This is a genomic window from Psychrobacillus sp. L4, from assembly GCF_042944905.1.
In the GTDB taxonomy this organism is placed as follows: Bacteria; Bacillota; Bacilli; order Bacillales_A; family Planococcaceae; genus Psychrobacillus.
The window spans coordinates 1414983-1441445 of the sequence record NZ_CP168496.1; the positions used below are offsets into that span (position 1 = coordinate 1414983).

30 protein-coding genes are annotated in these 26463 nt (G+C 36.0%); all 30 read left to right on the forward strand.

Going from position 1 to position 26463, the window contains the following annotated elements; all coding sequences use genetic code 11:
- The first annotated feature begins 8 nt into the window (after positions 1–8).
- The 30 genes from sucD to fliR all read left to right on the forward strand — a co-directional run bounded on the left by sucD (position 9) and on the right by fliR (position 26462).
- On the forward strand, positions 9–911 hold the full coding sequence (gene sucD, locus ACEPXG_RS06560; protein WP_391208631.1) for a succinate--CoA ligase subunit alpha: 903 nt from the start codon (positions 9–11) through the stop codon (positions 909–911).
- A gap of 61 nt (positions 912–972) precedes the next feature.
- Positions 973–1878 carry a DNA-processing protein DprA gene (gene dprA, locus ACEPXG_RS06565; RefSeq protein ID WP_391208633.1) on the forward strand — a complete coding sequence of 302 codons (906 nt, stop codon included), beginning with the start codon at positions 973–975 and terminating at the stop codon, positions 1876–1878.
- Between the two features lie 103 nt (positions 1879–1981).
- A complete protein-coding gene (gene topA / locus ACEPXG_RS06570; RefSeq protein WP_391208636.1) occupies positions 1982–4057 on the forward strand; it encodes a type I DNA topoisomerase in 2076 nt (691 codons plus the stop codon).
- An 18-nt stretch (positions 4058–4075) separates the two neighbouring features.
- Positions 4076–5386 (forward strand): FADH(2)-oxidizing methylenetetrahydrofolate--tRNA-(uracil(54)-C(5))-methyltransferase TrmFO, encoded by a 1311-nt coding sequence (gene trmFO, locus ACEPXG_RS06575; RefSeq protein ID WP_391208638.1) that lies wholly within the window; start codon positions 4076–4078, stop codon positions 5384–5386.
- A 72-nt stretch (positions 5387–5458) separates the two neighbouring features.
- Positions 5459–6352, forward strand: coding sequence for a tyrosine recombinase XerC (xerC, locus tag ACEPXG_RS06580; protein WP_391208640.1), 894 nt, complete (start codon positions 5459–5461; stop codon positions 6350–6352).
- Positions 6353–6434: 82 nt separating this feature from the next.
- Positions 6435–6926, forward strand: coding sequence for an HslVU peptidase proteolytic subunit (hslV, locus tag ACEPXG_RS06585; protein ID WP_391209810.1), 492 nt, complete (start codon positions 6435–6437; stop codon positions 6924–6926).
- A complete protein-coding gene (gene hslU / locus ACEPXG_RS06590) occupies positions 6923–8317 on the forward strand; it encodes an ATP-dependent protease ATPase subunit HslU (RefSeq protein ID WP_391208641.1) in 1395 nt (464 codons plus the stop codon). The genes hslV and hslU overlap by 4 nt, the downstream gene beginning before the upstream one ends.
- Before the next feature lie 84 nt (positions 8318–8401).
- Positions 8402–9181 carry a GTP-sensing pleiotropic transcriptional regulator CodY gene (codY, locus tag ACEPXG_RS06595; RefSeq protein WP_391208642.1) on the forward strand — a complete coding sequence of 260 codons (780 nt, stop codon included), beginning with the start codon at positions 8402–8404 and terminating at the stop codon, positions 9179–9181.
- Between the two features lie 711 nt (positions 9182–9892).
- Entirely contained in the window at positions 9893–10285 is a 393-nt protein-coding gene (gene flgB, locus ACEPXG_RS06600) for a flagellar basal body rod protein FlgB (protein WP_391208645.1), read from the forward strand.
- A 2-nt stretch (positions 10286–10287) separates the two neighbouring features.
- Positions 10288–10740, forward strand: a complete 453-nt coding sequence (gene flgC / locus ACEPXG_RS06605; RefSeq protein WP_151699467.1) for a flagellar basal body rod protein FlgC — start codon at positions 10288–10290, stop codon at positions 10738–10740.
- Positions 10741–10764: 24 nt separating this feature from the next.
- On the forward strand, positions 10765–11070 hold the full coding sequence (fliE, locus tag ACEPXG_RS06610; RefSeq protein WP_151699468.1) for a flagellar hook-basal body complex protein FliE: 306 nt from the start codon (positions 10765–10767) through the stop codon (positions 11068–11070).
- 57 nt (positions 11071–11127) lie between these two features.
- A complete protein-coding gene (fliF, locus tag ACEPXG_RS06615; RefSeq protein WP_391208648.1) occupies positions 11128–12717 on the forward strand; it encodes a flagellar basal-body MS-ring/collar protein FliF in 1590 nt (529 codons plus the stop codon).
- A gap of 13 nt (positions 12718–12730) precedes the next feature.
- Positions 12731–13744 (forward strand): flagellar motor switch protein FliG, encoded by a 1014-nt coding sequence (gene fliG / locus ACEPXG_RS06620; RefSeq protein WP_391208650.1) that lies wholly within the window; start codon positions 12731–12733, stop codon positions 13742–13744.
- Positions 13728–14507, forward strand: a complete 780-nt coding sequence (fliH, locus tag ACEPXG_RS06625; protein WP_391208653.1) for a flagellar assembly protein FliH — start codon at positions 13728–13730, stop codon at positions 14505–14507. Before fliG ends, fliH begins: the two co-directional genes overlap by 17 nt.
- Positions 14508–14512: 5 nt before the next feature.
- Positions 14513–15835: a flagellar protein export ATPase FliI gene (gene fliI / locus ACEPXG_RS06630; RefSeq protein WP_391208655.1), complete on the forward strand. Its 1323-nt coding sequence runs from the start codon at positions 14513–14515 to the stop codon at positions 15833–15835.
- Positions 15836–15837: 2 nt separating this feature from the next.
- Positions 15838–16287 (forward strand): flagellar export protein FliJ, encoded by a 450-nt coding sequence (gene fliJ, locus ACEPXG_RS06635; RefSeq protein WP_391208657.1) that lies wholly within the window; start codon positions 15838–15840, stop codon positions 16285–16287.
- A gap of 8 nt (positions 16288–16295) precedes the next feature.
- Positions 16296–16895, forward strand: coding sequence for a MotE family protein (locus ACEPXG_RS06640; RefSeq protein WP_391208659.1), 600 nt, complete (start codon positions 16296–16298; stop codon positions 16893–16895).
- Positions 16896–16923: 28 nt separating this feature from the next.
- Positions 16924–18150 (forward strand): flagellar hook-length control protein FliK, encoded by a 1227-nt coding sequence (locus ACEPXG_RS06645; protein WP_391208661.1) that lies wholly within the window; start codon positions 16924–16926, stop codon positions 18148–18150.
- Positions 18151–18153: 3 nt separating this feature from the next.
- The gene (gene flgD / locus ACEPXG_RS06650) at positions 18154–18831 is read left to right on the forward strand and encodes a flagellar hook assembly protein FlgD (protein WP_391208663.1); all 678 of its coding nucleotides are present in this window, start codon (positions 18154–18156) and stop codon (positions 18829–18831) included.
- Positions 18832–18850: 19 nt separating this feature from the next.
- Entirely contained in the window at positions 18851–19231 is a 381-nt protein-coding gene (locus ACEPXG_RS06655; RefSeq protein ID WP_391208664.1) for a TIGR02530 family flagellar biosynthesis protein, read from the forward strand.
- Between the two features lie 80 nt (positions 19232–19311).
- Entirely contained in the window at positions 19312–20601 is a 1290-nt protein-coding gene (locus ACEPXG_RS06660; RefSeq protein WP_391208666.1) for a flagellar hook-basal body complex protein, read from the forward strand.
- A 246-nt stretch (positions 20602–20847) separates the two neighbouring features.
- Entirely contained in the window at positions 20848–21069 is a 222-nt protein-coding gene (locus ACEPXG_RS06665; RefSeq protein WP_391209812.1) for a flagellar FlbD family protein, read from the forward strand.
- Positions 21059–21490, forward strand: coding sequence for a flagellar basal body-associated protein FliL (gene fliL / locus ACEPXG_RS06670; protein WP_391208668.1), 432 nt, complete (start codon positions 21059–21061; stop codon positions 21488–21490). The genes ACEPXG_RS06665 and fliL overlap by 11 nt, the downstream gene beginning before the upstream one ends.
- Before the next feature lie 29 nt (positions 21491–21519).
- Positions 21520–22518, forward strand: a complete 999-nt coding sequence (gene fliM, locus ACEPXG_RS06675; RefSeq protein ID WP_391208670.1) for a flagellar motor switch protein FliM — start codon at positions 21520–21522, stop codon at positions 22516–22518.
- Positions 22511–23665 carry a flagellar motor switch phosphatase FliY gene (gene fliY, locus ACEPXG_RS06680; RefSeq protein ID WP_391209815.1) on the forward strand — a complete coding sequence of 385 codons (1155 nt, stop codon included), beginning with the start codon at positions 22511–22513 and terminating at the stop codon, positions 23663–23665. The genes fliM and fliY overlap by 8 nt, the downstream gene beginning before the upstream one ends.
- Before the next feature lie 19 nt (positions 23666–23684).
- Positions 23685–24047, forward strand: a complete 363-nt coding sequence (locus ACEPXG_RS06685) for a response regulator (protein WP_151699481.1) — start codon at positions 23685–23687, stop codon at positions 24045–24047.
- Positions 24019–24741, forward strand: a complete 723-nt coding sequence (locus tag ACEPXG_RS06690) for a flagellar biosynthetic protein FliO (protein ID WP_391208673.1) — start codon at positions 24019–24021, stop codon at positions 24739–24741. Before ACEPXG_RS06685 ends, ACEPXG_RS06690 begins: the two co-directional genes overlap by 29 nt.
- A complete protein-coding gene (gene fliP, locus ACEPXG_RS06695) occupies positions 24734–25399 on the forward strand; it encodes a flagellar type III secretion system pore protein FliP (RefSeq protein WP_151699483.1) in 666 nt (221 codons plus the stop codon). Before ACEPXG_RS06690 ends, fliP begins: the two co-directional genes overlap by 8 nt.
- 12 nt (positions 25400–25411) lie before the next feature.
- Positions 25412–25681 (forward strand): flagellar biosynthesis protein FliQ, encoded by a 270-nt coding sequence (fliQ, locus tag ACEPXG_RS06700; protein WP_151699484.1) that lies wholly within the window; start codon positions 25412–25414, stop codon positions 25679–25681.
- Positions 25682–25685: 4 nt separating this feature from the next.
- Positions 25686–26462, forward strand: coding sequence for a flagellar biosynthetic protein FliR (gene fliR / locus ACEPXG_RS06705; RefSeq protein ID WP_151699485.1), 777 nt, complete (start codon positions 25686–25688; stop codon positions 26460–26462).
- The last annotated feature ends 1 nt before the right edge of the window (position 26463 follow it).

Below are 26463 nucleotides of genomic sequence, written 5' to 3' on the forward strand. Positions count from 1 at the left end.
GACATAAAATGGGCGTATATATTAATAAAGATACGAAAGTAATCGTTCAAGGAATTACGGGCTCAACTGCTCTTTTCCATACAAAACAAATGCTTGAATATGGTACTAAGATCGTTGCTGGGGTTACACCTGGTAAAGGTGGTACTGAAGTTGAAGGCGTACCAGTTTTCAATACAGTACAAGACGCTGTAAAAGCAACTGGCGCAAACGTTTCTGTCATCTATGTACCAGCTCCTTTTGCTGCGGATGCAATTATGGAAGCGGTAGATGCTGAACTAGATATGACAATCTGTATTACAGAACATATCCCAGTACTAGACATGGTTAACGTGAAACGTTACATGGAAGGTAAGAAAACTCGTTTAGTAGGACCTAACTGCCCAGGTGTTATTACGGCAGATGAATGTAAAATTGGAATTATGCCAGGATACATTCATACAAAAGGTCATGTTGGTGTTGTGTCACGTTCTGGTACATTAACTTATGAAGCTGTACATCAGTTAACACAAGCTGGAATTGGTCAAACAACGGCTGTAGGTATTGGTGGAGATCCAGTAAATGGAACTAACTTTATTGATGCTTTAACTGCATTCAATGCAGATGAAGAAACATACGCAGTTGTTATGATTGGTGAAATTGGTGGTACTGCTGAAGAAGAAGCAGCGGCATGGATCAAAGCTAATATGACAAAACCTGTAATTGGATTCATCGGTGGTCAAACAGCTCCAGAAGGAAAACGTATGGGTCACGCTGGTGCAATTATCTCAGGTGGTCAAGGTACTGCTGAAGGTAAAATTAAAGCAATGAAAGAAGCGGGAATGAAAGTTGCTGCTACACCATCTGTAATCGGTGAAACTTTAATTGAAGCAATTAAAGAAGCGGGTCTTTACGACGCTTGTAAAACACATTAATATAAGAGTACGGCACATCTAATGGTGTAGCCGTACTCTTTTTATAAATAGGAGGGAAGTAATGAATTGTACAGACGAACGATGGATGAACCGATTTCTAGCCTTGCACTATGTATTTCCAGTTCCTTTAAACAAAATTGAACCGCTAATTGAGTTTGATCCCACCTTATCCGAGTTAGCGAAATTGCAAACGAGTAAACTTTCAGAGATTCTAAAGATTACACAAAAACGTGCAATACAACTAAAAGAAATGTATCAAAAATTTGTAGAAACCCCATTTCTACAAATCTATGAAAAACATCGAATAACCCCAATTATATATACCAATCCCAATTATCCTTTAAGTTTAAAATATCTCTATGATCCACCAGCAGTCCTATATGTTAAAGGCGATATTAGTCTTTTAAATGTGGCAAAAAAAATAGCAATAATCGGGTCCAGAGATGCTACTGAGTACTCTGAAAATAGTATAAAAATGATATTACCTCCATTAATAGAACAAAATTTCGTTATCGTAAGTGGTCTTGCAAAAGGAGCGGATACGATGGCACATGAAATCACTATCCAACTCGGAGGGAAAACAATTGCCGTATTAGGTACGGGGTTATTCCATACTTATCCAAAAGAAAATGAAGGATTAGCAGAAAAAATGTCGAAAAATCATTTATTAGTGACAGAATATCCTCCTTATATAACACCTAAAAAGTGGAATTTTCCAATGAGAAATCGGATAATCAGTGGTTTATCACAAGGAGTTGTTATTACAGAAGCAAAAGAAAAGAGTGGTACAGTTTCTACAATGGAACATGCTTTGGAAAATGGAAAAGAAATATTTGCTATTCCAGGTGCAATAGATTCACCACTATCTGCAGGACCACATTTGCTTATTTTAGAAGGGGCAAAGCCTATTTGGAACGGATATCAAATTCTTGAAGAATTATGTGATAATGAACAAATAAACAATTAAATAAATGAAAAGCCTTGCATTTATAAGGAATCTGTTATACATTTTGCAACAGGTATTTGTTTTGTAGCTTAAAGCGAGTTACCTTCTATAAGGAGGCACATTTATGTCGGATTATTTAGTGATAGTGGAATCGCCAGCAAAGGCAAAGACAATTGAAAAGTATTTAGGAAAAAAATATAAAGTAAAGGCATCCATCGGTCATGTAATCGATTTACCAAGAAGTAAAATGGGTGTAGATGTTGAAAATGACTATGAACCAAAATATATTACGATACGGGGAAAAGGCCCTGTATTACAAGATTTAAAAAAAGCTGCTAAAAAAGTGAAGAAAGTCTATCTCGCAGCTGACCCTGACAGAGAAGGGGAAGCAATTGCATGGCATTTAGCTCAAGCATTAAACGTAGACATCGAATCGGATTGTCGTGTTGTATTTAACGAAATTACAAAAGATGCAATATTAGAATCTTTTAAACACCCAAGGCCTATTGATATGGATTTAGTAGATGCTCAGCAAGCTAGAAGGATATTAGACCGACTTGTTGGATATAATATAAGTCCTATTTTATGGAAAAAGGTAAAGAAAGGTCTTTCAGCAGGTCGAGTTCAATCCGTAGCTTTACGTTTAATTATCGATCGCGAAAATGAAATAACCAATTTTATACCGGAAGAATATTGGACAATTGAAGGGCAATTTGAAAAAGGCAAAAAGTCCTTTGAGGCACTATACTACGGTTCTGAAAAAGAAAAAGTAAAACTTACGAACGAAAAAGAGGTTAAAGAAGTATTAAAAGGTATGAAAGGTAAAAAGTTTGAAGTGACCAATGTGGTAAAAAAAGAAAGAAAAAGAAACCCTGCCGCATCCTTCACAACTTCTTCTCTTCAACAAGAGGCAGCAAGAAAGCTAAATTTTAGAGCAAGAAAAACAATGATGCTCGCTCAACAATTATATGAAGGTATCGACTTAGGGAAAAAAGAAGGAACTGTCGGTCTGATAACTTATATGAGAACAGATTCTACGAGAATTTCTGATACCGCAAAAGCGGAAGCTCATACGTTTATTCAAAATGAATATGGCAGCGAATACATTACATCAAGAAATGCTGAAAAACAATCTAAAAAAGCACAAGATGCACATGAAGCGGTTAGACCAACAAGTGTTTTAAGAACGCCAGATCAAGTAAAAGCGATTCTATCTAAAGATCAGTTCCGTTTATACAAATTAATTTGGGAGCGTTTCATCGCGAGTCAAATGGCATCGGCAATACTAGATACTGTTGCGGTAGATATGAAAAATGGAGATGCGGTGTTCCGTGCAAACGGTTCGCAAGTGAAATTTCCGGGATTCATGAAAGTGTATGTAGAAGGTTCTGACGATCAAACCGACGATAAAGACAAATTACTACCTGTGTTAGAGGTCGGAGATATAGTGAATTCATTAGCTATCGAACCAAAACAACATTTTACACAGCCGCCACCAAGATATTCAGAAGCAAGATTAGTGAAAACGTTGGAAGAACTGGGTATTGGTAGGCCTTCTACATACGCTCCAACACTGGATACCATTCAAAAAAGGGGCTATGTTGCTTTAGAAACAAAACGTTTTGTACCAACAGAGTTGGGAACAATTGTTCATAAATTAGTGTTAGAATTTTTTCCTAATGTATTGAATATCGAGTTTACGGCACAAATGGAAAAAGACTTAGATAGTGTAGAAGAAGGGCAAGTTAAATGGGTTCAGGTAATTGATGGGTTTTATCAAGACTTTGCGAAACATGTGGAGCATGCAGATGCTGAAATGGAGAAAATCGTCATAAAAGATGAACCAACTGGAGAAGATTGTGAAAAATGCGGCTCTCCAATGGTTTATAAATTAGGACGATTTGGCAAATTTATGGCTTGTAGTAATTTTCCAGATTGTCGGAATACGAAAGCAATTGTAAAAGAGATTGGTGTACCGTGTCCATCTTGTGGAGAAGGACAAATTGTAGAACGTAAAAGTAAAACGAAACGAATTTTTTATGGATGTGACCGATATCCGACATGTGATTTTGTATCATGGGATAAGCCGATAAATAGACCATGTCCAAAATGTAATGATAAGTTAGTAGAAAAGAAATTGAAAAAAGGCATACAAATTCAATGTGTTTCTTGTGATTACAAAGAGGATCCACAGAGTTAATAGAAAGAAGGATTTAACATGACTGAAATAGTAAACGTGATTGGTGCTGGACTTGCAGGAAGCGAGGCAGCTTGGCAAATTGCTAAGCGGGGTATAAAGGTTCGTCTTTTTGAAATGCGACCTGTTAAACAAACTCCAGCTCATCATACAGATAAATTTGCAGAACTAGTTTGTTCTAATTCGCTACGTGCAAATAATTTGACAAACGCTGTTGGTGTTATTAAAGAAGAAATGCGTATATTGGATTCTCTTATTATTCATGCTGCAGACAACAGTAGTGTGCCTGCAGGTGGTGCACTAGCTGTTGACAGACATGATTTTGCTGGAAGAGTAACAGATACGATACGTAATCATCCTTTAATTGAAATTGTAAACGAAGAAGTAACGGAGATCCCAGAAGGTATTACTGTCATTGCAACAGGACCATTAACTTCTCCTGCTTTAGCGGAAAAAGTAAAAGATATAACAGGTCAAACTTATTTATACTTTTACGATGCCGCAGCTCCAATTGTGGAAAAAGACAGTATTGACATGGACAAAGTATACTTGAAATCCCGTTACGATAAAGGGGAAGCGGCTTATTTAAACTGTCCAATGACAGAAGAGGAATTTAATCGTTTTTACGACGCTCTTATAGCAGCGGAGGTTGTCCCATTAAAAGAATTTGAAAAAGAAATCTACTTCGAAGGATGTATGCCAGTAGAAGTAATGGCTGGAAGAGGTCGAAAAACATTATTATTTGGACCCATGAAGCCGGTTGGTCTCGAAGATCCAAAAACAGGGAAGCGACCATATGCAGTTGTCCAACTAAGACAAGACGATGCTGCTGGTACACTATATAATATTGTTGGGTTTCAAACGCATTTAAAATGGGGACCACAAAAAGAAGTATTACAACTAATACCAGGTCTAGAAAACGTAGAGATTGTTCGATATGGTGTTATGCACCGTAATACGTTCATTAACTCACCTACTGTCCTACAACCAACTTACCAACTAAAAGCAAACCAACAAATTTTCTTTGCAGGTCAGATGACTGGTGTGGAAGGATATGTGGAGTCTGCAGGGAGTGGTTTACTTGCTGGCATTAATGCGGCTAGATTTGCAAAAGGGGAAGAATTAATCGTATTCCCGAGCGAAACAGCTCTAGGTAGTATGGCTAGATATATTACAGAAGCAGATCCGAAAAACTTCCAACCAATGAATATTAACTTTGGCCTATTCCCAGAGCTCCAACCAAAAGTGAGAGATAAAAAAGTGAGAACCGAGCAATTAGCAAATCGCGCATTAAAAACAATTCAAAATTTTGTGAAAAATGAATCGATTTAATTGCTTTAAGCCTCTAAAACTTGATATACTTTTAGAGGCTTTTACTATGGAAAGAGAATTGGAGTTGTTCGAATGATTGGATTAATTGAATTGCATTCATTTATTGATTATATTCAATTAGAGAAAAATTACTCAAATCTTACAGTCCATGAGTATGAGAAAGATATTGAACAGTTTTTACTTTTTCTAGAAAGAGAAGGTGTAGGTCATTTAAATGAGGTAGAATATGTTCACGCGCGATTATTTGTTACAACTCTTTATGAAAAAGAATTAGCGAGAACCTCTATTTCAAGAAAGATTTCATCCGTTCGTTCTTTTTACAAGTTTTTGCACAAGGAATACAATATAAGAGATGAAGCCTTTCAATCGTTATATCATCCGAAGAAAGAGGAGAAATTACCTCATTTCTTTTATGAGGAAGAAATGGAAAAACTGTTCGAAGGAAACAAAGGGACAGATCTACTTTCCTTGAGAAATATGGCATTACTCGAATTACTGTATGCAACTGGCATTCGGGTAAGCGAACTTATTTCAATCGAAATGAGTCATATAGATAAGAGTTATGGGATTGTCCGTGTAATGGGAAAAGGAAGAAAAGAGCGGTATGTTCCTGTTGGCGATTTTGCACTATTAGCAGTGGAAGAATATGTAGAAAAAAGCAGATTTAAGTTAATGAAATCTACTTCCCACTCTTTTCTTTTTGTGAATAGCAGAGGTCATCATTTAACCACAAGTGGCGTTCGTCATATCCTAAACGAAATGATAAAAAAAGCTGCTATGCACACGACTATATATCCTCATATGCTTCGACATACATTTGCTACGCATTTATTAAACAATGGTGCAGATTTAAGAAGCGTGCAAGAACTGTTAGGTCATTCCCATTTAACTTCTACTCAAATCTATACACATGTTACAAAGGAACATTTAAGAAAAACGTATATGAACGCTCATCCTAGGGCATAAGTATTGGAGGTAATGAAATTTGGCTGGAGCTGGAATACATGCAACTACAATTTTTGCGGTAAGTCATAATGGAAGCCATGCAATGGCAGGAGACGGACAGGTCACTTTAGGTAATCAAGTTGTTATGAAACATACCGCTAAAAAAGTTAGAAGATTATTTAATGGTAAAGTAATAGCGGGGTTTGCCGGTTCCGTTGCAGATGCTTTTACTTTATTTGAAATGTTTGAAGGTAAATTATTAGAGTATAATGGAAATCTTCAGCGTGCGTCTGTTGAATTAGCGAAGCAATGGAGAGGAGATAAAATGTTGCGTCAACTGGAAGCGATGCTTTTAGTAATGGACAATAATAATTTATTACTCGTTTCTGGAACTGGTGAAGTAATTGAGCCAGATGATGGTATACTTGCTATTGGCTCTGGTGGAAACTATGCATTAGCAGCAGGAAGAGCATTAAAGCAATATGCGGGGGAAAAAATGACTGCGGAAGAAATAGCAAAGGCAGCTTTAACTACTGCTGCAGATATTTGCGTATTTACAAATCATCAAATAATCGTGGAGGTTTTAGGTGAATGAAAGAAAATAACTTAACACCAAAACAAATTACGGAGCACTTAAATAAATATATCGTTGGGCAAGATGCTGCAAAAAAAGCGGTAGCAGTAGCTCTGCGAAATAGATATAGAAGACAATTACTAGATGAAGATATGAAGAATGAAGTAATCCCTAAAAACATTTTAATGATTGGTCCAACAGGGGTTGGGAAAACAGAAATAGCGAGAAGAATTGCGAAACTTACAAAAGCTCCTTTTGTGAAAGTTGAGGCGACTAAATTTACAGAAGTAGGTTATGTCGGTAGAGACGTTGAATCTATGGTAAGAGATTTAGTGGAAGCGGCTATTCGAATTGTGAAGGAAGAGAAAATGGAAGAAGTGAAAGATCAGGCTATACGATTAGCGAATGATGCTATTGTAAAGCTTCTTGTTCCTTCGTTAAAGAAAAAGAATGCCAACCAAAATCCGTTTGAAGCATTATTTGGAGGGAAAGCAGATGATGATCTCCAAGATAATGAAGATACGGAAGTTCGTATAAAAAGATCACAAATTGCAGAAGATTTAAGAGATGGAAAATTAGAAGATGAAATTGTTACTGTTGAAGTTACTGAACATGCTCCATCTATCTTTGACGCACTTCAAGGCGGCGGGATGGAGAGTATGGGGATGAATATGCAAGATGCACTCTCTAGTTTAGTTCCAAAGAAAAAAAAGAAAAGAAAAATGAAAGTAAAAGATGCTCGGAAAGTATTATTGCAAGAAGAAGCGAGCAAACTAATTGATAATGATGAGTTATCTCAAATTGCGATAGAAAAAACGGAACAGTCTGGAATAATATTTATCGATGAAATGGATAAAATTGCGAATAAAAATGGTGGTAGTGCTTCTGCTGACGTTTCGCGAGAAGGTGTTCAACGAGATATCTTACCAATTGTCGAAGGTTCAACGGTAAATACGAAATACGGTGCGGTTAAGACGGACTATATCTTGTTTATTGCGGCTGGTGCTTTCCATATGTCTAAACCCTCTGATTTAATCCCTGAGCTTCAAGGTAGATTTCCAATTCGTGTAGAATTAGAAAAGCTTACAAAAGAAGATTTTGTTCGAATTTTAAAAGAACCGCAACATTCTTTAACAAAACAATATGAAGCATTACTTCAAACAGAAGGTGTAACAATTTCATTTACAGATGAAGCAATTGAAAGAATTGGGGAAATAGCATATGAAGTAAATCAAGAAACGGATAATATAGGAGCTCGACGTCTTCATACGATACTCGAAAAGATCTTAGAAGAACTTTCATTTGAAGCTTCTGACATTTCTCCAGCTCAAATTCAAATAACTCCTGGATATATTGACCAAAAACTTGACAATATTGTGAAGAATAAAGATTTATCGCAATTTATATTGTAATATTAAGTTTCTGCTATTCCAAAAAGAATTAAAAACCTTTAGAATATTAAAAATAAATACGTAAATTAAATGGAGGATACAACAATGAATTTATTAGATAAAACAAGAAAGATTAACTCGATGCTCCAAGCATCTGCAGGTAAACCTGTGAACTTTAAAGAAATGGCAGCAACATTAAGCGACGTTATTGAATGTAACGCTTTCATCTTAAGCCGTAAAGGTAAATTACTAGGACATGAAGTACATCAACAAATTGAAAATGAACGTATGATTAAAATGATGGAAGAACGTCAATTCCCAGAAGATTATACAAAAAACTTATTTAGCGTAAACGAAACATCTTCAAATTTAGATGTATACAACCAACATACAGTATTTCCTGTAGAAAATCGCGAATTATTTAAAGATGGGTTAACAACTATTGTACCGATTATCGGTGGTGGAGAACGTTTAGGAACGTTAATACTTGGCCGTTTAAAACAAGAATTCCATGATGATGATTTAATTCTTGGAGAATATGGTGCTACTGTTGTTGGGATGGAAATCTTACGTGAGAAATCAGAAGAAATTGAAGGCGAAGCAAGAAGTAAAGCAGTCGTTCAAATGGCGATAAATTCTTTATCCTATAGTGAGTTAGAAGCAATTGAGCATATTTTTGAAGAATTAGATGGAAACGAAGGTTTACTAGTAGCTTCCAAAATTGCTGACCGCGTAGGTATTACTCGTTCTGTAATTGTAAATGCCTTACGTAAGCTTGAAAGTGCTGGAGTAATTGAATCTAGATCATTAGGTATGAAAGGAACGTACATTAAAGTTCTTAATGATAAATTCCTTGCAGAACTAGCTCAATTAAAATTGAAATAAGCAATAATAAAACCTCTTCTACTTTTGTAGAAGAGGTTTTTTCATGAAAAGAAAAAATATATATTTTTTATGACATAAAAGGTTGATTTCCGCTGCAGGCTGACGCTTGCAAGTCAAGCAAGCACCAAGCCGCTTCCTTCGCGCAGCTTTAGTCCAGGGTCCTGATTTGCTTGCTAATCCCCTAGGAGTTGCCGCCTTACGCTCCTACACTCCTCTCTCAAGAGTCTCTTGCTCCTGCGGTTACTCGTCGCAGAAAAGATTTGCTCCTGCGGTTACTCGTCGCAGAAAAGATTTGCTCCTGCGGTTACTCGTCGCAGAAAAGATTTGCTCCTGCACTTAATTAGTCTCGGATAAGTAAGAATTGGTCTCGCCACTGAGTAAAATGGTCTCGGGTACAACACGTTTGATCTCGAAGTATCATTTAGTGTAAAAAATGTAAAAAATTCTACCTCGTAGATAAGAACAATAATAATTTCGAAATATATAATGCCATTTTTTTGAAAATTTCTTCGAATTAGTATGTATGCATTATGAAATATGACTTTTCGACATTTATATTAGAAAAAGATCGAAAAAAAAGGAAAAATGACCTATGAAATAAAAAAAAAGAGAATAGACACTATGTTACATTTTCATTACAATTAGATTATTATGATTTTCGTAGAATATTATTAAAATTTTTACCTTTAAGAAATAAATGAGGTGTAATAATTGGGTATTTTTGGAGGAACAATTTCAAATTTAGAACGCGGCTTAGATTTTTCAGCAATGAAACATAAAGCAATCGCGCAAAATATTGCAAATGTCGACACGCCAAATTATAAAGCGAAGAGTGTTAATTTCAAGGATTTCTTATCTAATGCCAAACACTCGACAATTTCCGCATATCGCACGAATGAAAAACATTTTAACTTTCAAATGAACACAAGTTCACCAGGTGTTAATAATTATGCTGATTTTCAATATAGTCAGAATGGTAATGAAGTAGACATGGATAAAGAGCAAGCGAATCTAGCTACAAACCAAATCTATTATAATGCATTGGTTGACCGGATGAGCAGCAAGTTAAATACTTTGCAATCTGTCATTAAAGGAGGTCGCTAAATTTGTCGATTTTTCACGGAATGAATACTACGGCTTCCGCTTTAACTGCTCAACGTCTTCGCATGGATGTCATCTCTTCTAATATGGCGAATGTAGATACTACTAGGTCTAAGCTAGTCAATGGTGAATGGCAAGCATATAGAAGAAAAACCGTTACATTTCAACCTCTTGAAGGACAATTCTCAAATTTTTTAAATGTCGCTAAAGGTAATCAGGGAGTTGGCAATGGCGTCAAAGTAGCGAGTATCAATGAAGACTTGGAAACCCCGCTTAAGTTAGTTTATGATCCAACACATATTGATGCGAACGCAGAGGGTTATGTAGAAATGCCGAATGTAGACCCGTTAAGAGAAATGGTAGATTTAATCTCTGCAACTCGTTCTTATGAAGCGAATGTAACCGTATTTAATGCCAATAAAGCAATGCTTACTAAAGCTCTAGAGATTGGTAAATAGAAATGAAAGAGGGTCAAGCAAGATATGGCAATAGAGTCTATTTCGTTATTTAATATAGCCCAAATTAATCCGGCATCATCTACTCCGAAAGCAAGTGTATCAGAAGCCCAACACAACTTTGGTGATTTTCTTAAAAGTGCAATTGAATCCGTCAATCAAGATCAAAAAGCTTCCGATGTCTTAACTGATAAGTTAGTTCGCGGGGAAGACGTAGAATTGCATGACATAATGATTGCTTCACAAAAAGCAAGCATTACTTTAAATACAACATTAGAAATTAGAAACAAAGTTGTAGAAGCATATCAAGAAATAATGCGTATGCCTGTATAAATCCTCGGTTATTCTTAAATATCGAGTAAAAATATTCACCATAGCCGGAGGATACAAATGAATGAACGTATAAAGAAAGTCACTAGTGATATCTCTGCTTTTTGGACTAGCAGAACAAAAGCGCAAAAAGGAACCATAATCGGGAGTACGGTTGCCGTTATTCTTATTGCTGCATTCATATCTTACTTTTCGACAAGAACTGATTTTGTGCCTTTGTACTCCGATGTCGCGCCGTCTGAAGTAGGGCGTATTAAAGAAACACTAGATGCTCAAGGTGTCCAAAACAAAATAGCTCCTGGTGGAACATCTATTTTAGTTCCTTCTGATCAAGTGGATTCATTGTTAGTCCAGCTTGCTGCAGATGGTTTTCCACAATCAGGTATGATTGATTACAGCTTCTTTTCTAAAAATGCTGGTTTCGGTATGACCGATAATGAGTTTAATGTGTTGAAATTAGCCTCTACTCAAACAGAGCTTGCTAATTTGATCAAAGGTATAAAAGGAGTTAAAGATGCAAAAGTAATGATTTCATTGCCACAAGAGAGCGTCTTTCTATCTCAAAGCAATGGAAAAGCTAGTGCTTCAATTGTCCTAAACACAGAGCCTGGTTATCAATTTACTGATGTACAGATTCAGTCTTTATATAACTTAGTGTCAAAATCGGTTCCAAATTTATCGACTGAAGATATAGTCATTACAAATCAATATTTTGAGTACTTCGATCTTCTTACAGCAAACTCTCATACAACAGGAGCGAATGCTGGAGATCAAATGTCCATTAAGAAATCAATCGAACGAGACCTGCAAAGACAGGTACAAACGATGTTAAGTACAATAATGGGACAAGATAAGGTAGTAGTTTCTGTTACAACCGATATCGATTTTAAGCAAGAGAATAGAGAAGAAAACCTAGTAGAACCAGTAGATGTAGAAAATATGTCTGGTATTCAAATTAGCGCACAACATATTTCCGAAACATTTACAGGAACGAATCCAGTTGTCGGTGGAACACCGCAAGCAGAAGATGCAACTGATAACTTTACCAACTATGTAGCAGGTTCAAATGCAAATGGTGACTATGAAAGGAAAGAAGATACTCTAAATAGTGACGTCAATCGAATTCGAAAGGAAATCGTAGAAAGTCCTTATAAAATTAGAGATATCGGCATCCAAGTGATGGTGGAACCTCCTAATCCAAAAGATATTACATCGATGCCGAATGGGGTGCAAGGTGATATTGAACAAATTCTTGCAACTATTATTCGAACTTCCATCGATAAAGGAGAAGCTGGAAATTTAACTGAACAACAATTGAAAGAGAAAATTGTTGTCTCTGTACAACCGTTTAATGGTAAAGCGAATATGGTTACTGCAACGAGTCCTGTAATTCCATGGTGGGTTTATGTAATTGGTGGAATTCTTTTAGTTGCAGTTATTCTATTAGTAATCTTTATTATTCGTTCTCGACGAAGCGAAGAGGAAGAACTAGAAATACTAGAAGAACAGCGAGAAGAACTGAAAATTGAAGATATAAATGATGAAAAAGAAACAGAAGCTACGTTAAGACGTAAACAACTTGAAAAAATGGCCAAAGATAAGCCAGAAGATTTCGCTAAATTGTTGCGTACTTGGATAGCAGAGGATTGATGGAGGGACGGCTATGGTGAAAAAGGATAAAGATCTTAGTGGTAAACAAAAAGCCGCGCTCTTATTAATTTCTCTCGGACCGGAAGTGTCTGCTTCTATTTATAAGCATTTAAATGAAGAAGAAATCGAGCGTTTAACATTAGAAATCTCAGGCGTTAAAAAAGTAGAACCTGAAATAAAAGAAGATATTATTGAAGAGTTTCATAATATCGCATTGGCACAAGACTATATTTCTCAAGGTGGGATTGGTTACGCCAAAACAGTTTTAGAAAAAGCATTAGGTGCAGAGCACGCGCAAGCTATAATAAATCGCTTAACCTCTTCGCTTCAGGTACGGCCATTTGACTTTGCAAGACGAGCAGAACCATCTCAATTATTTAATTTTATTCAAAATGAACACCCGCAAACTATTGCTTTGATCTTATCTTATCTAGAGGCACAACAAGCAGGGATTATTCTCTCTTCATTGCCTCAAGAGGTGCAAGCGGATATTGCGAAACGAATTGCAACTATGGATTCTACTTCTCCAGAAGTAATTAGTGAAATTGAATCTGTGTTAGAGCGTAAGTTGTCTTCTACTGTTACACAGGATTATACGGTAACTGGTGGAGTGGATGCAGTTGTTGAAGTGTTGAATGGAGTAGACCGTACAACTGAAAAAACAATTTTGGATGCATTAGAAATCCAAGATCCCGAACTTGCGGAAGAAATTAAGAAAAGAATGTTTGTGTTTGAGGATATTGTTACACTTGATAATCGTTCGATTCAACGAGTTATTCGTGATTGTGAAAATGAAGACTTACTATTGTCAATGAAAGTGTCAAGTGAAGAAGTGAAAGATATTATATTCCGAAATATGTCAACTCGAATGGCAGATACATTTAAAGAAGAAATGGAAATTATGGGTCCTGTTAGATTACGTGATGTAGAAGAAGCGCAGTCTCGGATTGTTTCTGTCATTAGAAGGTTGGAAGATGCGGGAGAAATAATTATCGCTCGTGGTGGAGGAGATGACATTATTGTCTAAAATTTTCCGAAACGTTCAAATGAATGGAGATAGTGGAAAAACTAGATCTATACAAATAAAAGACCTTCAATTGAGTGAGGAAATGGATGAGAGTCAACCGTTATCCCTAGAAGTGTTCCTACAAGAAAGAGACCGAATGATCCGTGAAGCGGAACAAACTATTCTTTCAAAAAGAGCAGAACTGGAAAATGATATTGAACAAAACAAACAATATATTGAAACCCAATTAAGAACGTGGGAAGAACAAAAAGTAGCTTTTCAGCATGCTGCATACGATGAAGGCTTCACCCAAGGTCTTGAAGAGGGAAGAAGCAAGGCGCAAGAAGATATGAAGCAAGCATTAACTACAGCGAATGAAACCATACGAATTGCTCATGAAAATGCAGCGAGTTATTTACAACACCAAGAACAAGTCATTTTAGAACTTGCTATCCGGACTGGGGAGCGGATTATTGGAATGAAACTTGAAGAAAACGAGGAACTCTTTCTATCGATAGTGAAGAGAGGTTTAAAAGAAGCAAGAGAAATGAAAGAGATAAAGCTTTATGTTTCTCCTGCGTACTTTTCGTTAGTATCAAGTAATCGGGATGAACTTGCTTCCATTTTCCCAGTAGATGTCCCATTTATGATTTTTGTAGATGAAGATATGAACGCAACCGATTGTTTTATAGAAACAAACCATGGAAGAATTGTAGCAAGTATTGATGAACAACTACATGAATTACGACTAAAGTTAGTTGATATTCTAGATAGTATGGAGTGAATGTGATGAAAGCAATCGATCTAATTCAACAAATCCCCAATCTTTCTACATTTAAAAAATATGGGCGTGTGAATCGTGTTGTTGGATTAATGATTGAATCACAAGGGCCTGAAAGTTCTATAGGAGATGTATGTAAAATTCACATACATTCTTCTAAAAATGGACATTCCGTCATTCTTGCCGAAGTTGTGGGATTTAAAGAAGAAATCGTCGTGTTAATGCCTTATACGAATATTAGAGAAATTTCAACCGGTTGTTTAGTGGAAGGTACTAATCGACCACTTGAAGTGAAAGTTGGCTCTGATCTTATTGGAAAAGTATTAGATTCAATGGGTAATCCCATCGATGGGACAATATTACCAAAGGGATTGATGACGGTTGGAACAGAAAAAGATCCACCGAATCCTTTAACCAGACCTCCTATTCATCAACAGATTGAAGTAGGGGTCAAAGCTATTGATGGCATGCTAACGGTTGGAATTGGTCAAAGGATAGGGATCTTTGCAGGATCCGGTGTTGGTAAGAGTACATTGCTTGGAATGATAGCGAGAAATACAAATGCCGATTTAAATGTTATTGCGCTTATTGGAGAACGAGGAAGAGAAGTACGCGAATTTATCGAAAGAGATTTAGGAAAAGAAGGCTTAGAACGTTCTATCGTTATTGCGGCTACTTCTGACCAACCGGCTTTAATGCGTATAAAGGGTGCTTTTACCGCAACAGCTATTGCAGAGTATTTTCGTGATAAAGGATTGAACGTCATGCTTATGATGGACTCCGTTACCCGGGTTGCAATGGCGCAGCGAGAAATAGGATTAGCGGTCGGAGAACCACCTGCTACAAGAGGTTATACTCCTTCTGTATTTTCTATACTACCGAAATTATTGGAACGTACTGGTACAAATGAACATGGATCGATTACAGCTTTTTATACTGTATTAGTAGATGGTGACGATATGAATGAACCGATAGCTGATACTGTCCGGGGGATTTTGGACGGACATATCGTACTTGATCGTGAACTAGCCAATAAAGGTCAGTACCCAGCGATTAATGTGTTAAAAAGTATTAGTCGACTAATGAATCATATTTCAGACGAAGAACACATAAAAGCTGCTGAGCGTTTACGCGATTTATATTTTACTTACAACAAATCAGAAGACCTTATTAACATTGGGGCTTATAAACGTGGAACTTCAAAAGAAATTGATGAAGCAATTCAATACGAGCCTTTAATAACATCTTTCCTAAAACAAGGATATTTAGATAAGGTATCACTTGAATCAACTGTAAATGAACTAGTTGCATTATCTAATGGTGGTGTTTAAAAATGGTTGCATATCAGTATAAATTCGCGAAAGTTTTAACAGTTCGAGAACAAGAGAAAGCGGAAACAGAGATGGCTTACAAAGAGTCTGTCGTGGCTTTTGAGAAAGTGGCAACTGAATTATACACGCTGCTAAAGAAGAAGGAAGATACGACAGATGACCAAAATAACCATTTAACACAAGGTTTATCCATTAATCATATTCATCACTATGCAAACTACATCGAAGGATTGCAAAAAAGAATTGACAAGGTACAGAAAGAAGTTATCCAAGCACGTTCTAAAATGCATTGGTTTGAAGAGAGATTATTAGAAAAGTCTCTAGAAGTTCGTAAGTTTGAAAAGATAAAAGAAAAGGACTATGAACTTTTTCAGCAAGAACAACAAAGACTTGAAACAATACAGTTAGATGAAATATCATCTTTAAAGTTTCAAAACAAAGAGATTAGGTGAGTAAAAACGTGGCTAAACGGAACAAAAAGAATAATAGCATGGAAAAAGTTGACGATGAATCCAAAGGTGTAGGCAAATTGAAAATGTTTTTTTATTGGTTTATCATACCTTTTTTATTTACTTTATTTATTCTCTTACTTGTTGCGCAACTAACCAATGTAAATGTATTTGAAAAAGCAAAAGAACTAACGGGTGTAGGACAACCTAAAGTAGTTACAGAGGATATAAAAACAGAACGATTAGAAAAAAAAGTTGTCTCGATTCAAGCGGAAATTCAAGAAAAAGAAGCACAAATTGATAAATTGCAAATTGAATTAGATAATTCTTCGAAAACAAATGAAAGTTTATTGATAGAACAACAACGTTTACTGGATGAAATCGATAACCTTCAACGTGAACAAACAAGTACAAAGAAAGAATATTCTTCAATTGTTTCTACATTCGAAAAAATGTCTGCTAAAGCAGCTGCTCCTGTCATTACAAAAATGAGCGACGCAGAAGCTTTACGAATTTTATCAAGTTTAAAACCAGATACTGTAGCACAAATTTTCGAAAAAATGACTCCAGATGCAGCAGCGAAATATACGGAGTTAATGACAAAGCAATAACTGTTTCTATTTGAAGGGAGGTGAAATATTGAATATCGCAACAGTCGTTCATATGGGGAATAATATTGTTAACCAGCCACCAGAACAGCAACAAGTAGCTACTCAAAACAATCAACAATTTGGAAATATCTTTGGCAAGCTATTATTGAATCAGCAGGCGCAACAAATAGTTACTTCAAATCCAATTGAATCGCAACAAAATCTTACGCAAGGATTAGCATCTATATTAAATGCAGATTCACTAGAAGAAGTCGAGACTTTATTGGGATCGAAAGAACTAACGGTGATTCCAAAAGAACTGAAAGAACTATTAAATAAGCTTTCAGGAGAAAAAACGGATACAGATGATGATCCTAGAGAATCGAATATTTGGGATTTATTAGCTGGTATAAATGAACAAGCTAGTCAACTGACGGATGAAATTTTGAAGTCTTTAAATGGACAAGGTTCAGTAACACCTGTTGAAGCAAAAGAAGCAGTACAATTACTGAAAGTTGTGCAATTGATTGGGAAAAAATCAGATTTAACGTTAAAAAAAGAGTCAACATTGTTTGATATAAATCAATTAGTAGATGATTTAAAAGAAGCAGTTTCAAAAAAAGTTCCAACAAGCGAAAGTGATCAAGCGCTATCTAATATAACAAAGCCACTAACTTTGGATCAGGCAATGAAACCAATAGTTCAACATGTGATTATTAAGCAAGTAACCTCTCCAACCGAGACAGTTACAGAGACAAAAGAAGTAACCACTAATGTACAAGGTCAGACATCAACCATTGTACAAGCAAAAGTAGAAAACGTGTCTATCACATTGCCTACTGAAAAACCTGCTCAATCCGAAGAGTTTATGAAAGAATTACAAAAAGTAATGAATCGTGTACAGTTTGGTCAAGCTGGTGGAGCAAACAGACTTGTAGTAAAGCTTTATCCTGAACATCTTGGAACGATTCGAATCGAGTTAATACAAAAAGATGGCATGCTTACTACTAAAATGCTGGCTTCTACTGCTCTTGGAAAAGAGATGTTAGATACACATTCAAATCAATTAAAGCAGGGCTTAGTAAATCAAAATATACAACTGGATAAATTAGAAATTACGCAAGCATTACAGGACTCATCCAGACAAGAACGCAACCAAACTTTCCAAGAATCTTTTAGACAACAACAGCAACAACAAGAGCATAAGGAAAATAGTAAAGACGACACAGAAGAGCCTTCAACTTTCGGAGACTTATTAAAAGAAATGGAGGTCTAAACAATGGCTGAAATGAATGCAATTACTAGTAATATGTACTTAGCCAATAAAGCTCCTAAAACAGCAACGACTGGAAATGGTACTTTAGGTAAAGATGCTTTTTTGAAAATCTTAATGGCACAATTACAAAACCAAGATCCGACAAAACCAATGGATGACTCACAATTCATTGCACAAATGGCACAATTTTCTTCATTAGAGCAAATGACAAACTTAACAACCGCATTTGAAAAGTATGCACAAGCACAAGAACAAACTCAAATGATCGAATATAGTAATTTTGTTGGAAAACAAGTGAAGTGGCACGAACTGACGGATAAGTTAGATGAGAAAAAAAATCCAATAATAAATGAAGGTACAGGCACAATTTCTTCTATTAAATTTGTTGATGGAAGTGTGAAATTTACGTTAGCAGATGGAAAAGTAATTACTCCTGGTAATATTTCCGAAGTTATTTCCAGTGCTTCAAGTTCTAATAGCTTAGTAGAAGCAAGCATGATGATTGGCAAAACAGTTAGCTATATTCCGACGAGCACAGTAGATAATATGGAAGCAGAAACTGGAACAAATACAGCAGTTTCAGCACAAGTAGAATCTGTATCTAAAAAAGATGGAAAAGTTATATTTAATCTAGTTGGTGGTGCATCCATAACAGCAGATCAAATTATTTCTATTAAATAAACGAGAACGGAGATATGCAATGGACAACATTTCTATTAATCGAGTCCCTCTGCAACCAAGTATCCGTCAATCACTTACATCTAACCAAGTTACAGCACCTAAACAGTCTTTTTTACAGCATTTACATGAAGCAACTGTAAAAACTGAACTAAAGGTAAGCAAACATGCAAATCAGCGCTTAGCGGAAAGAAATATACATATCTCTGACGCAGAATGGCAACTTGTAAGTGAAAAAGTATCAGAAGCACGCTCAAAAGGTGTGAATGACTCATTAGTATTGATGGATCAAGCTGCATTAATCGTCAGTGCAAAAAATGCGACGGTGATTACTGCTATGGATCGCAAGGAAGCGAAAAATCAATTATTTACAAATATCGACGGCACCATTGTGCTGTATTAAAAAATAGCAGGACCTATAAAGGATGCTATGTGCAGCTGACTGATAGACGCTAGAACACAAATTGAAGGGAGAAAAAATATATGATTCGTTCCATGTACTCAGGAATTTCCGGCTTAAAAAACTTCCAAACAAAACTAGACGTAATAGGTAACAATATCGCAAACGTAAATACGTACGGGTTTAAAAAAGGACGTACCATTTTTAAAGACTTGATTTCACAAACAACCTCATCAGCTTCTGGTGCTACGGCTACTAGAGGAGGGGTAAACGCTAAGCAAGTAGGATTAGGTTCTCAATTATCTGCAATTGATACAATTCATTCTGGTGGAGCATTACAATCTACTGGTAATACACTTGACTTGGCCATTTCAGGAGATGGATTTTTTCAAGTAGCTGACTCAACAAATGCTAGTCGTGATGGTTTTGTCAATCCGTTATACACCCGTGCTGGTAACTTCTATATGGATAATCAAGGTTATTTAATAAATAGTGATGGTAAATTCTTAGTTGGTGGAGTTACTAAAGTAGATCCTCAAGCTCTTATAGATGCAAAAGATTTAGTAGCCACAGCAACAGGTAATGTTAAGACCGCTGCAGATAATGCTAAGACTGCTACAGATACTTTAAATGCAACGCTTGACCCACTTAAAGCAGATGTAAAAACTGCAAAAGATGATCTAGCAGATGCTAAAGCTCTTAATCCTGCTGACCCAGCAGCAGTAACGAAAGCAGAAGATGATTTAAAAAAAGCAGAAGATGACTTAAAGAATGCTATGGACCCTAGCCATATTGATGGTGCTGATGCTAAAGCAGCTCTTGAAGCAGAAAAAATTGCAACAAATGCAGCAGAAACACTAGCATCAGCTAAAGCAGCAGTAACTAACTTATCATACCCCGATGCTTCTAGTGTAGAGCGAAATTGGGAAGCAACTGGTAACCTTGATACCGGAGGAGGTTATTTGCCTGATACGCCGATTACAATTGGTGGAGAATATAGACCAATAAAAATACCAACCGATGCGCAAAGTATGAGTATTGGTCAAGATGGAACAGTATCATTTGTGGACAAAGAAGGGACATTACGTTGGGCTGGTCAACTAGTTCTAGCTAAATTTCCAAATGCAGGCGGCTTACAAAAGGTTGGAGCAAACTATTTCAAAGACACAGCGAATTCAGGAGATCCAATTCTTCAAACTGCAACTGAATCAGGAATGGGTTCAATCAACTCAGGCTTCCTAGAAATGTCAAACGTTGACCTATCCGAAGAATTCACAGACATGATCGTTGCACAACGTGGGTTCCAAGCAAACACTCGTATCATTACAACATCGGACTCCATTTTAGAAGAGCTTATTAACTTAAAACGTTAATCAAATTAATTTCATAAATAGCATTTAATTATTAAAACACGAATAATGACTATTTTATTGAATGGAGCGACAGCCGGCGACTCCAACGGGATGAGTAAGACAGATGAGACATCGCAAACGATGCGAATGCTGCCCCCGCGGAGAGCGGAATTCATTCTGGTCTATGAAATTGATTTAATCTATTAAACTAATAATTTTTGTAAGGGAGGGTTGGGCCGTTCCTATAATGGCCCGGCCCTTATAATCATGATTAAATTAACACGATTAAACGGCAAAGAATTTTCGTTGAATGCTATATACATAGAGACGGTTGAATCTTTTCCGGATACTACGATAACGCTCACGAATGGTCATAAGTTCGTTGCTTTAGAATCACACGAAGAAGTAACTAGTCAAATCACTCAATTTTATAAGGAAATACATATATTATCGAACCCCAATATAAGAGGTGAAGAATATGAAGAGTAAAAACAAACTTCTAACCATTATGCTAATTATTTTGGTATGTATTACATTGCTTGGTGTCGTTGCATTAGTAATTATTACACAGTTAAATAAAACGGATAAAAATGCAGAGCCGACGATTGATCAAATTGTTGAATCTTCTGTTGATATACCAGAAATTACAACCAATTTGGCTGGCAATCAATTTATTCGAATTTCGTTAAAAGTTCAAACTGACAGTGTAAAAGCTGCAGGGGAATTAACGAAACGTGATTTTCAAATTAAAAATATAGTTATTAATGAGCTTTCCGAGATGACAAAGCAAGATTTAGAAGGAAAACAAGGAAAAATATCGTTCGAAGCAACATTAAAAACTAAAATAAATGAGTTAATGGATATAGGAGAAGTTCAACAAGTTTATATAACTTCTTATATTATTCAGTAAGCCAATATTTTTGAATGGAGGTGGGCAGATTGGCAGGGGATATACTATCTCAATCAGAAATAGATGCGTTGTTAAGTGCACTTTCAACAGGCGAAATGACAGCAGATGAGATGAAAATTGAGCAAGAATCTCGGAAAGTAAGAGTATATGACTTTAAACGAGCACTTCGGTTCTCAAAAGATCAAATTCGTAGTTTAACGCGTATACATGAAAACTTTGCTCGATTATTAACTACATTTTTTTCTGCCCAATTAAGGACGTATGTACAAATTTCAGTAGTATCTGTTGATCAAATACCATTTGAAGAGTTTATTCGCTCTGTACCACATATGACACTGATCAATGTCTTTGAAGTTCCGCCACTGGAGGGGAATATTCTAATGGAAATTAACCCGAATATCGCCTATACGATGTATGATTTATTGATGGGTGGAAAGGGTGGGGCATATACAAAAACAGATAGTTTAACAGAAATTGAAACAAAAATTATGACCAACTTGTTTGAGCGCTCATTTGATAATCTTAGAGAAGCTTGGGCAAATATAGCCGATATAGATCCAATATTAACGGAACTGGAAGTGAATCCACAATTTCTTCAAATGATTTCACCAAACGAAACGGTTGTTGTTATTTCATTCAACACGATTATAGGTGAAACAAGTGGAATGATTAATATTTGTATACCTCATGTTGTATTAGAGCCAATTGTGCCTAACTTATCCGTACGATATTGGATGCAAACAAATAAGAAAGAAGTTTCACCCGAACAATTAAAAGTATTAGAGAAGCGAGTAAAATCAGCTGAAATTCCTCTAGTAGCAGAGTTAGGTAGAACGGATATTTCTATAGAAGATTTATTGTTTTTGCAATTAGGTGACGTCATACAATTAAATTCTAAAATAGAGGACCCTCTTATGATAAAAGTTGGAGAAATACCTAAATTCAAGGCACAACCTGGTAAACTTAAAAAAAGGATGGCTGTACAAGTCATTGAAATTTTGAAAGGAGGAGAGGATGATGATGAGTGATGATATGCTCTCCCAAGAAGAAATTGAAGCTCTCCTTAGAGGAACTTCAATTGAAGAAGAGAAAAGCGCAATTATTGCAGAAGAAATTAATGTAGAAGATTATTTAGATTCCTTTGCACAAGATACACTTGGGGAGATTGGTAATATTTCTTTTGGCAGCTCTGCAACCGCGTTGTCTGCTCTTTTAGGTCAAAAGGTAGAAATTACTACTCCAGGTATTGATATGATTCAGCGTTCAAGATTAGATGAAGAGTTTCCTCAACCATACGTAGCGGTACAAGTGCAATATACTGCGGGACTAATTGGCATGAATTTACTTGTTATTAAACAATCCGATGCAGCAATTATCGCGGATTTAATGCTTGGCGGAGATGGAACAGATCCAAAACCAGAACTAAGTGAAATTCAAATAAGTGCTGTGCAAGAAGCGATGAATCAAATGATGGGATCGGCAGCTACCTCGATGTCGACAGTATTTAATAAAAAAGTAGATATTTCTCCCCCTTCGATAGATTTGATGAATTTAGGAGTAGGTGAAGGAATAAATGCTATTCCAAATGATGAATTACTCATTAAGATTTCCTTCCGACTAAAAATAGGAGAGTTAATAGATTCAAATATTATGCAATTACTTCCCCTGGAGTTTGGATTAAAATTAGTAAAATCTTTAATGGGTGAAGAGGAAGAAGATCAAGTTGCTGCGACAATCATGGAAGAAAGAGTGGAAGCAACTCCAACTCCTATCCCTCAACAGCAACAGACAAACGAACAAATTCAACCACAAACACAAATGCAGTTTACGCAAACGCGACCACAAACACCACAAGTGGAAGTACAACAAGCGCAATTTGCTAGTTTCGAAGCACCAAGCTTATCACAAAATGAATCGAGAAATTTAAATTTACTACTTGATATTCCACTTCAAGTAACAGTAGAATTAGGTCGTACTAAAAGAACTGTAAAAGACATTCTAGAACTCACTAGTGGATCAATAATTGAACTAGATAAATTAGCAGGTGAACCAGTAGATATTCTAGTAAACAACAGACATATCGCAAAAGGTGAAGTTGTCGTAATTGATGAGAATTTTGGAGTTCGAATTACAGATATTTTAAGTCAAGCTGAACGAATTAACAATTTAAGATAAGTAACGGAGGAGTCGTATTATGTCGAAAAGAATATTAATAGTGGATGATGCAGCATTTATGCGTATGATGATTAAGGACATTTTAACAAAAAATGGTTTTGAAGTTGTAGGAGAAGCAGGAGATGGCGCTCAAGCAGTTGAGAAATATGCGGAATTAAAGCCTGATTTAGTAACAATGGATATTACAATGCCGGAAATGGACGGAATCACGGCATTAAAAGAAATTAAAGGAAAGAATCCAAATGCAGTTATTATTATGTGTTCTGCAATGGGACAACAAGCAATGGTTATTGATGCAATTCAAGCCGGAGCGAAAGATTTTATTGTTAAACCATTCCAAGCAGATCGCGTAATTGAAGCAATTTCAAAAGCGCTCGCGTAATGAAATGAAGAGGAAATTAACCATCATTTATTGCATTTTTTGCTTGCTAATCCTATTACCTTTTCAAACGGTAGTTCATGCAGCAACAGACCCAAACGGGAGTATTGACGATTATTATAACAAGTTAAAAGATGAGCCAAGCAAAAAAACAACACTAGATACAGGTACAGATACTGACAAGGATTTAGACAAAGGTTCTGGTGGTGTATCTGTAGGTATTTGGGATTATGTGAAGATGATTTTTGCATTAGCATTTGTAATTCTCTTACTTTATGGATTATTACGTTTTGTGAACAGTAAAAATAAAACGTATCAAACGCACCAACTTATTCAAAATTTAGGTGGAGTTGGGATTAGTCAAGGTAAATCTGTGCAACTCCTCCAGGTTGGTAATTCGCTGTTTTTAGTGGGAATAGGAGAAGATGTTTCCTTACTAAAAGAAATTACAGATCCTGAGGAAATAAGCAAACTTACCAAAAAGTACGATGAGAAGCTTGAGATTGGAAAGACTGTACCGTACATAACAGAGCTTTTTAGCCTCCTAAAAGGAAATCTCTCTAAGAAAAAGAATCGTAATGAAAAAAAAGATCCTACATTTAACGAAACGTTCCAAAAAAGATTACAAGAAATCCAAAAAGACCGTAGCGATGTTATAAAGGATTGGAAGACAAAGGAGCGAGAAGAGAATGAATGATTTCGTCCAGTTTTTTTCGGACAGTGATCCGTCAAACGTCGCCACTTCTATCAAATTAATGCTATTGCTTACGGTTTTATCTTTGGCGCCTAGTATTTTAATACTAATGACTTCCTTTGCTAGAATCGTTATTATTCTTTCATTTGTTCGAACGGCACTTGCGACACAGCAAATGCCACCGAACCAAGTGATTGTAGGGTTATCCTTATTTTTAACATTTTTCGTTATGGCACCTACATTTCAAGAAGTGAATGAAAAAGCACTTACTCCACTCTTTGATGAGAAAATTACATTGGAACAGGCGTATGAAAATGCAAGTGGTCCTTTTAAGGAATTTATGAGCAAGCAAACAAGGCAAAAAGATCTAGAGTTATTTTTACGTTATACAGAGGCAGAGCGACCAGAATCAATTGATGATATCCCATTAACTGTGATGGTTCCTGCATTTGCATTAAGTGAGATTAAAACGGCATTTCAAATTGGTTTTATGATTTTCATACCATTTTTAGTAATTGATATGATAGTAGCGAGTATTTTAATGTCTATGGGTATGATGATGCTACCTCCAGTAATGATATCTTTACCATTTAAAATTTTGTTATTTGTTTTAGTAGATGGCTGGTATTTAGTAATGAAATCGATATTACAAAGTTTTTAGGAGCTGATCGTAATGAGTAATGAAATGGTAATTTCGATTGCAGAACAAGCTATTTGGGTCATTCTTCTTACATCAGGTCCTCTTCTTTTAATCGCTTTAATAACTGGACTAGCAGTCAGTATTTTTCAAGCAACAACGCAAATTCAAGAACAAACTTTAGCTTTTGTTCCTAAAATTATTGCTGTTTTAGTTGCCATTGTTTTTTTCGGACCGTGGATGCTTTCTCATGTAACATCGTATGCATCGGATATCTTTGAAAATTTAATACGATACATTGGTTGATTCGATGAATGAAATTTTACCTAAATTAACTGTTTTATTGCTTGTAATCGCACGTGTTTCTGCGTTTTTCGTCACTTTACCTCTCTTTTCACATCGAACAATTCCTGCTACTCACCGTATTGCATTCGCTGTCGTTATTTCGTGGATGATGTATTACACGATGGATGTTGGTCCGTTTGAACTGAATGGGGATTACATATTATTAATTATGAAAGAAGTAATCGTTGGTTTATTTATTGGTCTGTTGGCTTATATCATCATGTCAGCAATTCAAATCGCTGGCGGATTCATTGATTTTCAGATGGGGTTTGCTATTGCCAATGTGATTGACCCTCAAACGGGTGCCCAAAGTCCATTAGTTGGACAATTTTTGAATACACTAGCTCTCCTATTATTATTGGCACTTAACGGACATCATTTGCTATTAGATGGTATTTTTTATAGTTATAAGTTTATTCCATTGGAACTTGCTTGGCCACCTTTTGGGCAAGAAAATTACGTCGAATTTATTATGAAAACATTTGCGGGTGTTTTTGCAGTTGCTTTCCAAATGTCGATACCAATAGTTGCAACCCTATTTTTAGTGGATGTTGCATTAGGGATTACTGCTAGAACTGTACCTCAGCTAAATATATTTGTAGTTGGTTTTCCAATAAAAATAGGTGTAAGTTTTTTAGTTCTTTTCGTCATGATGGGTGTATTAATGGCAGTTGTCCAAAAATTGTTTCAAATAATGGTTGTAAGCATGCGAGATTTAATGATTATTTTAGGTGGTGGATAGT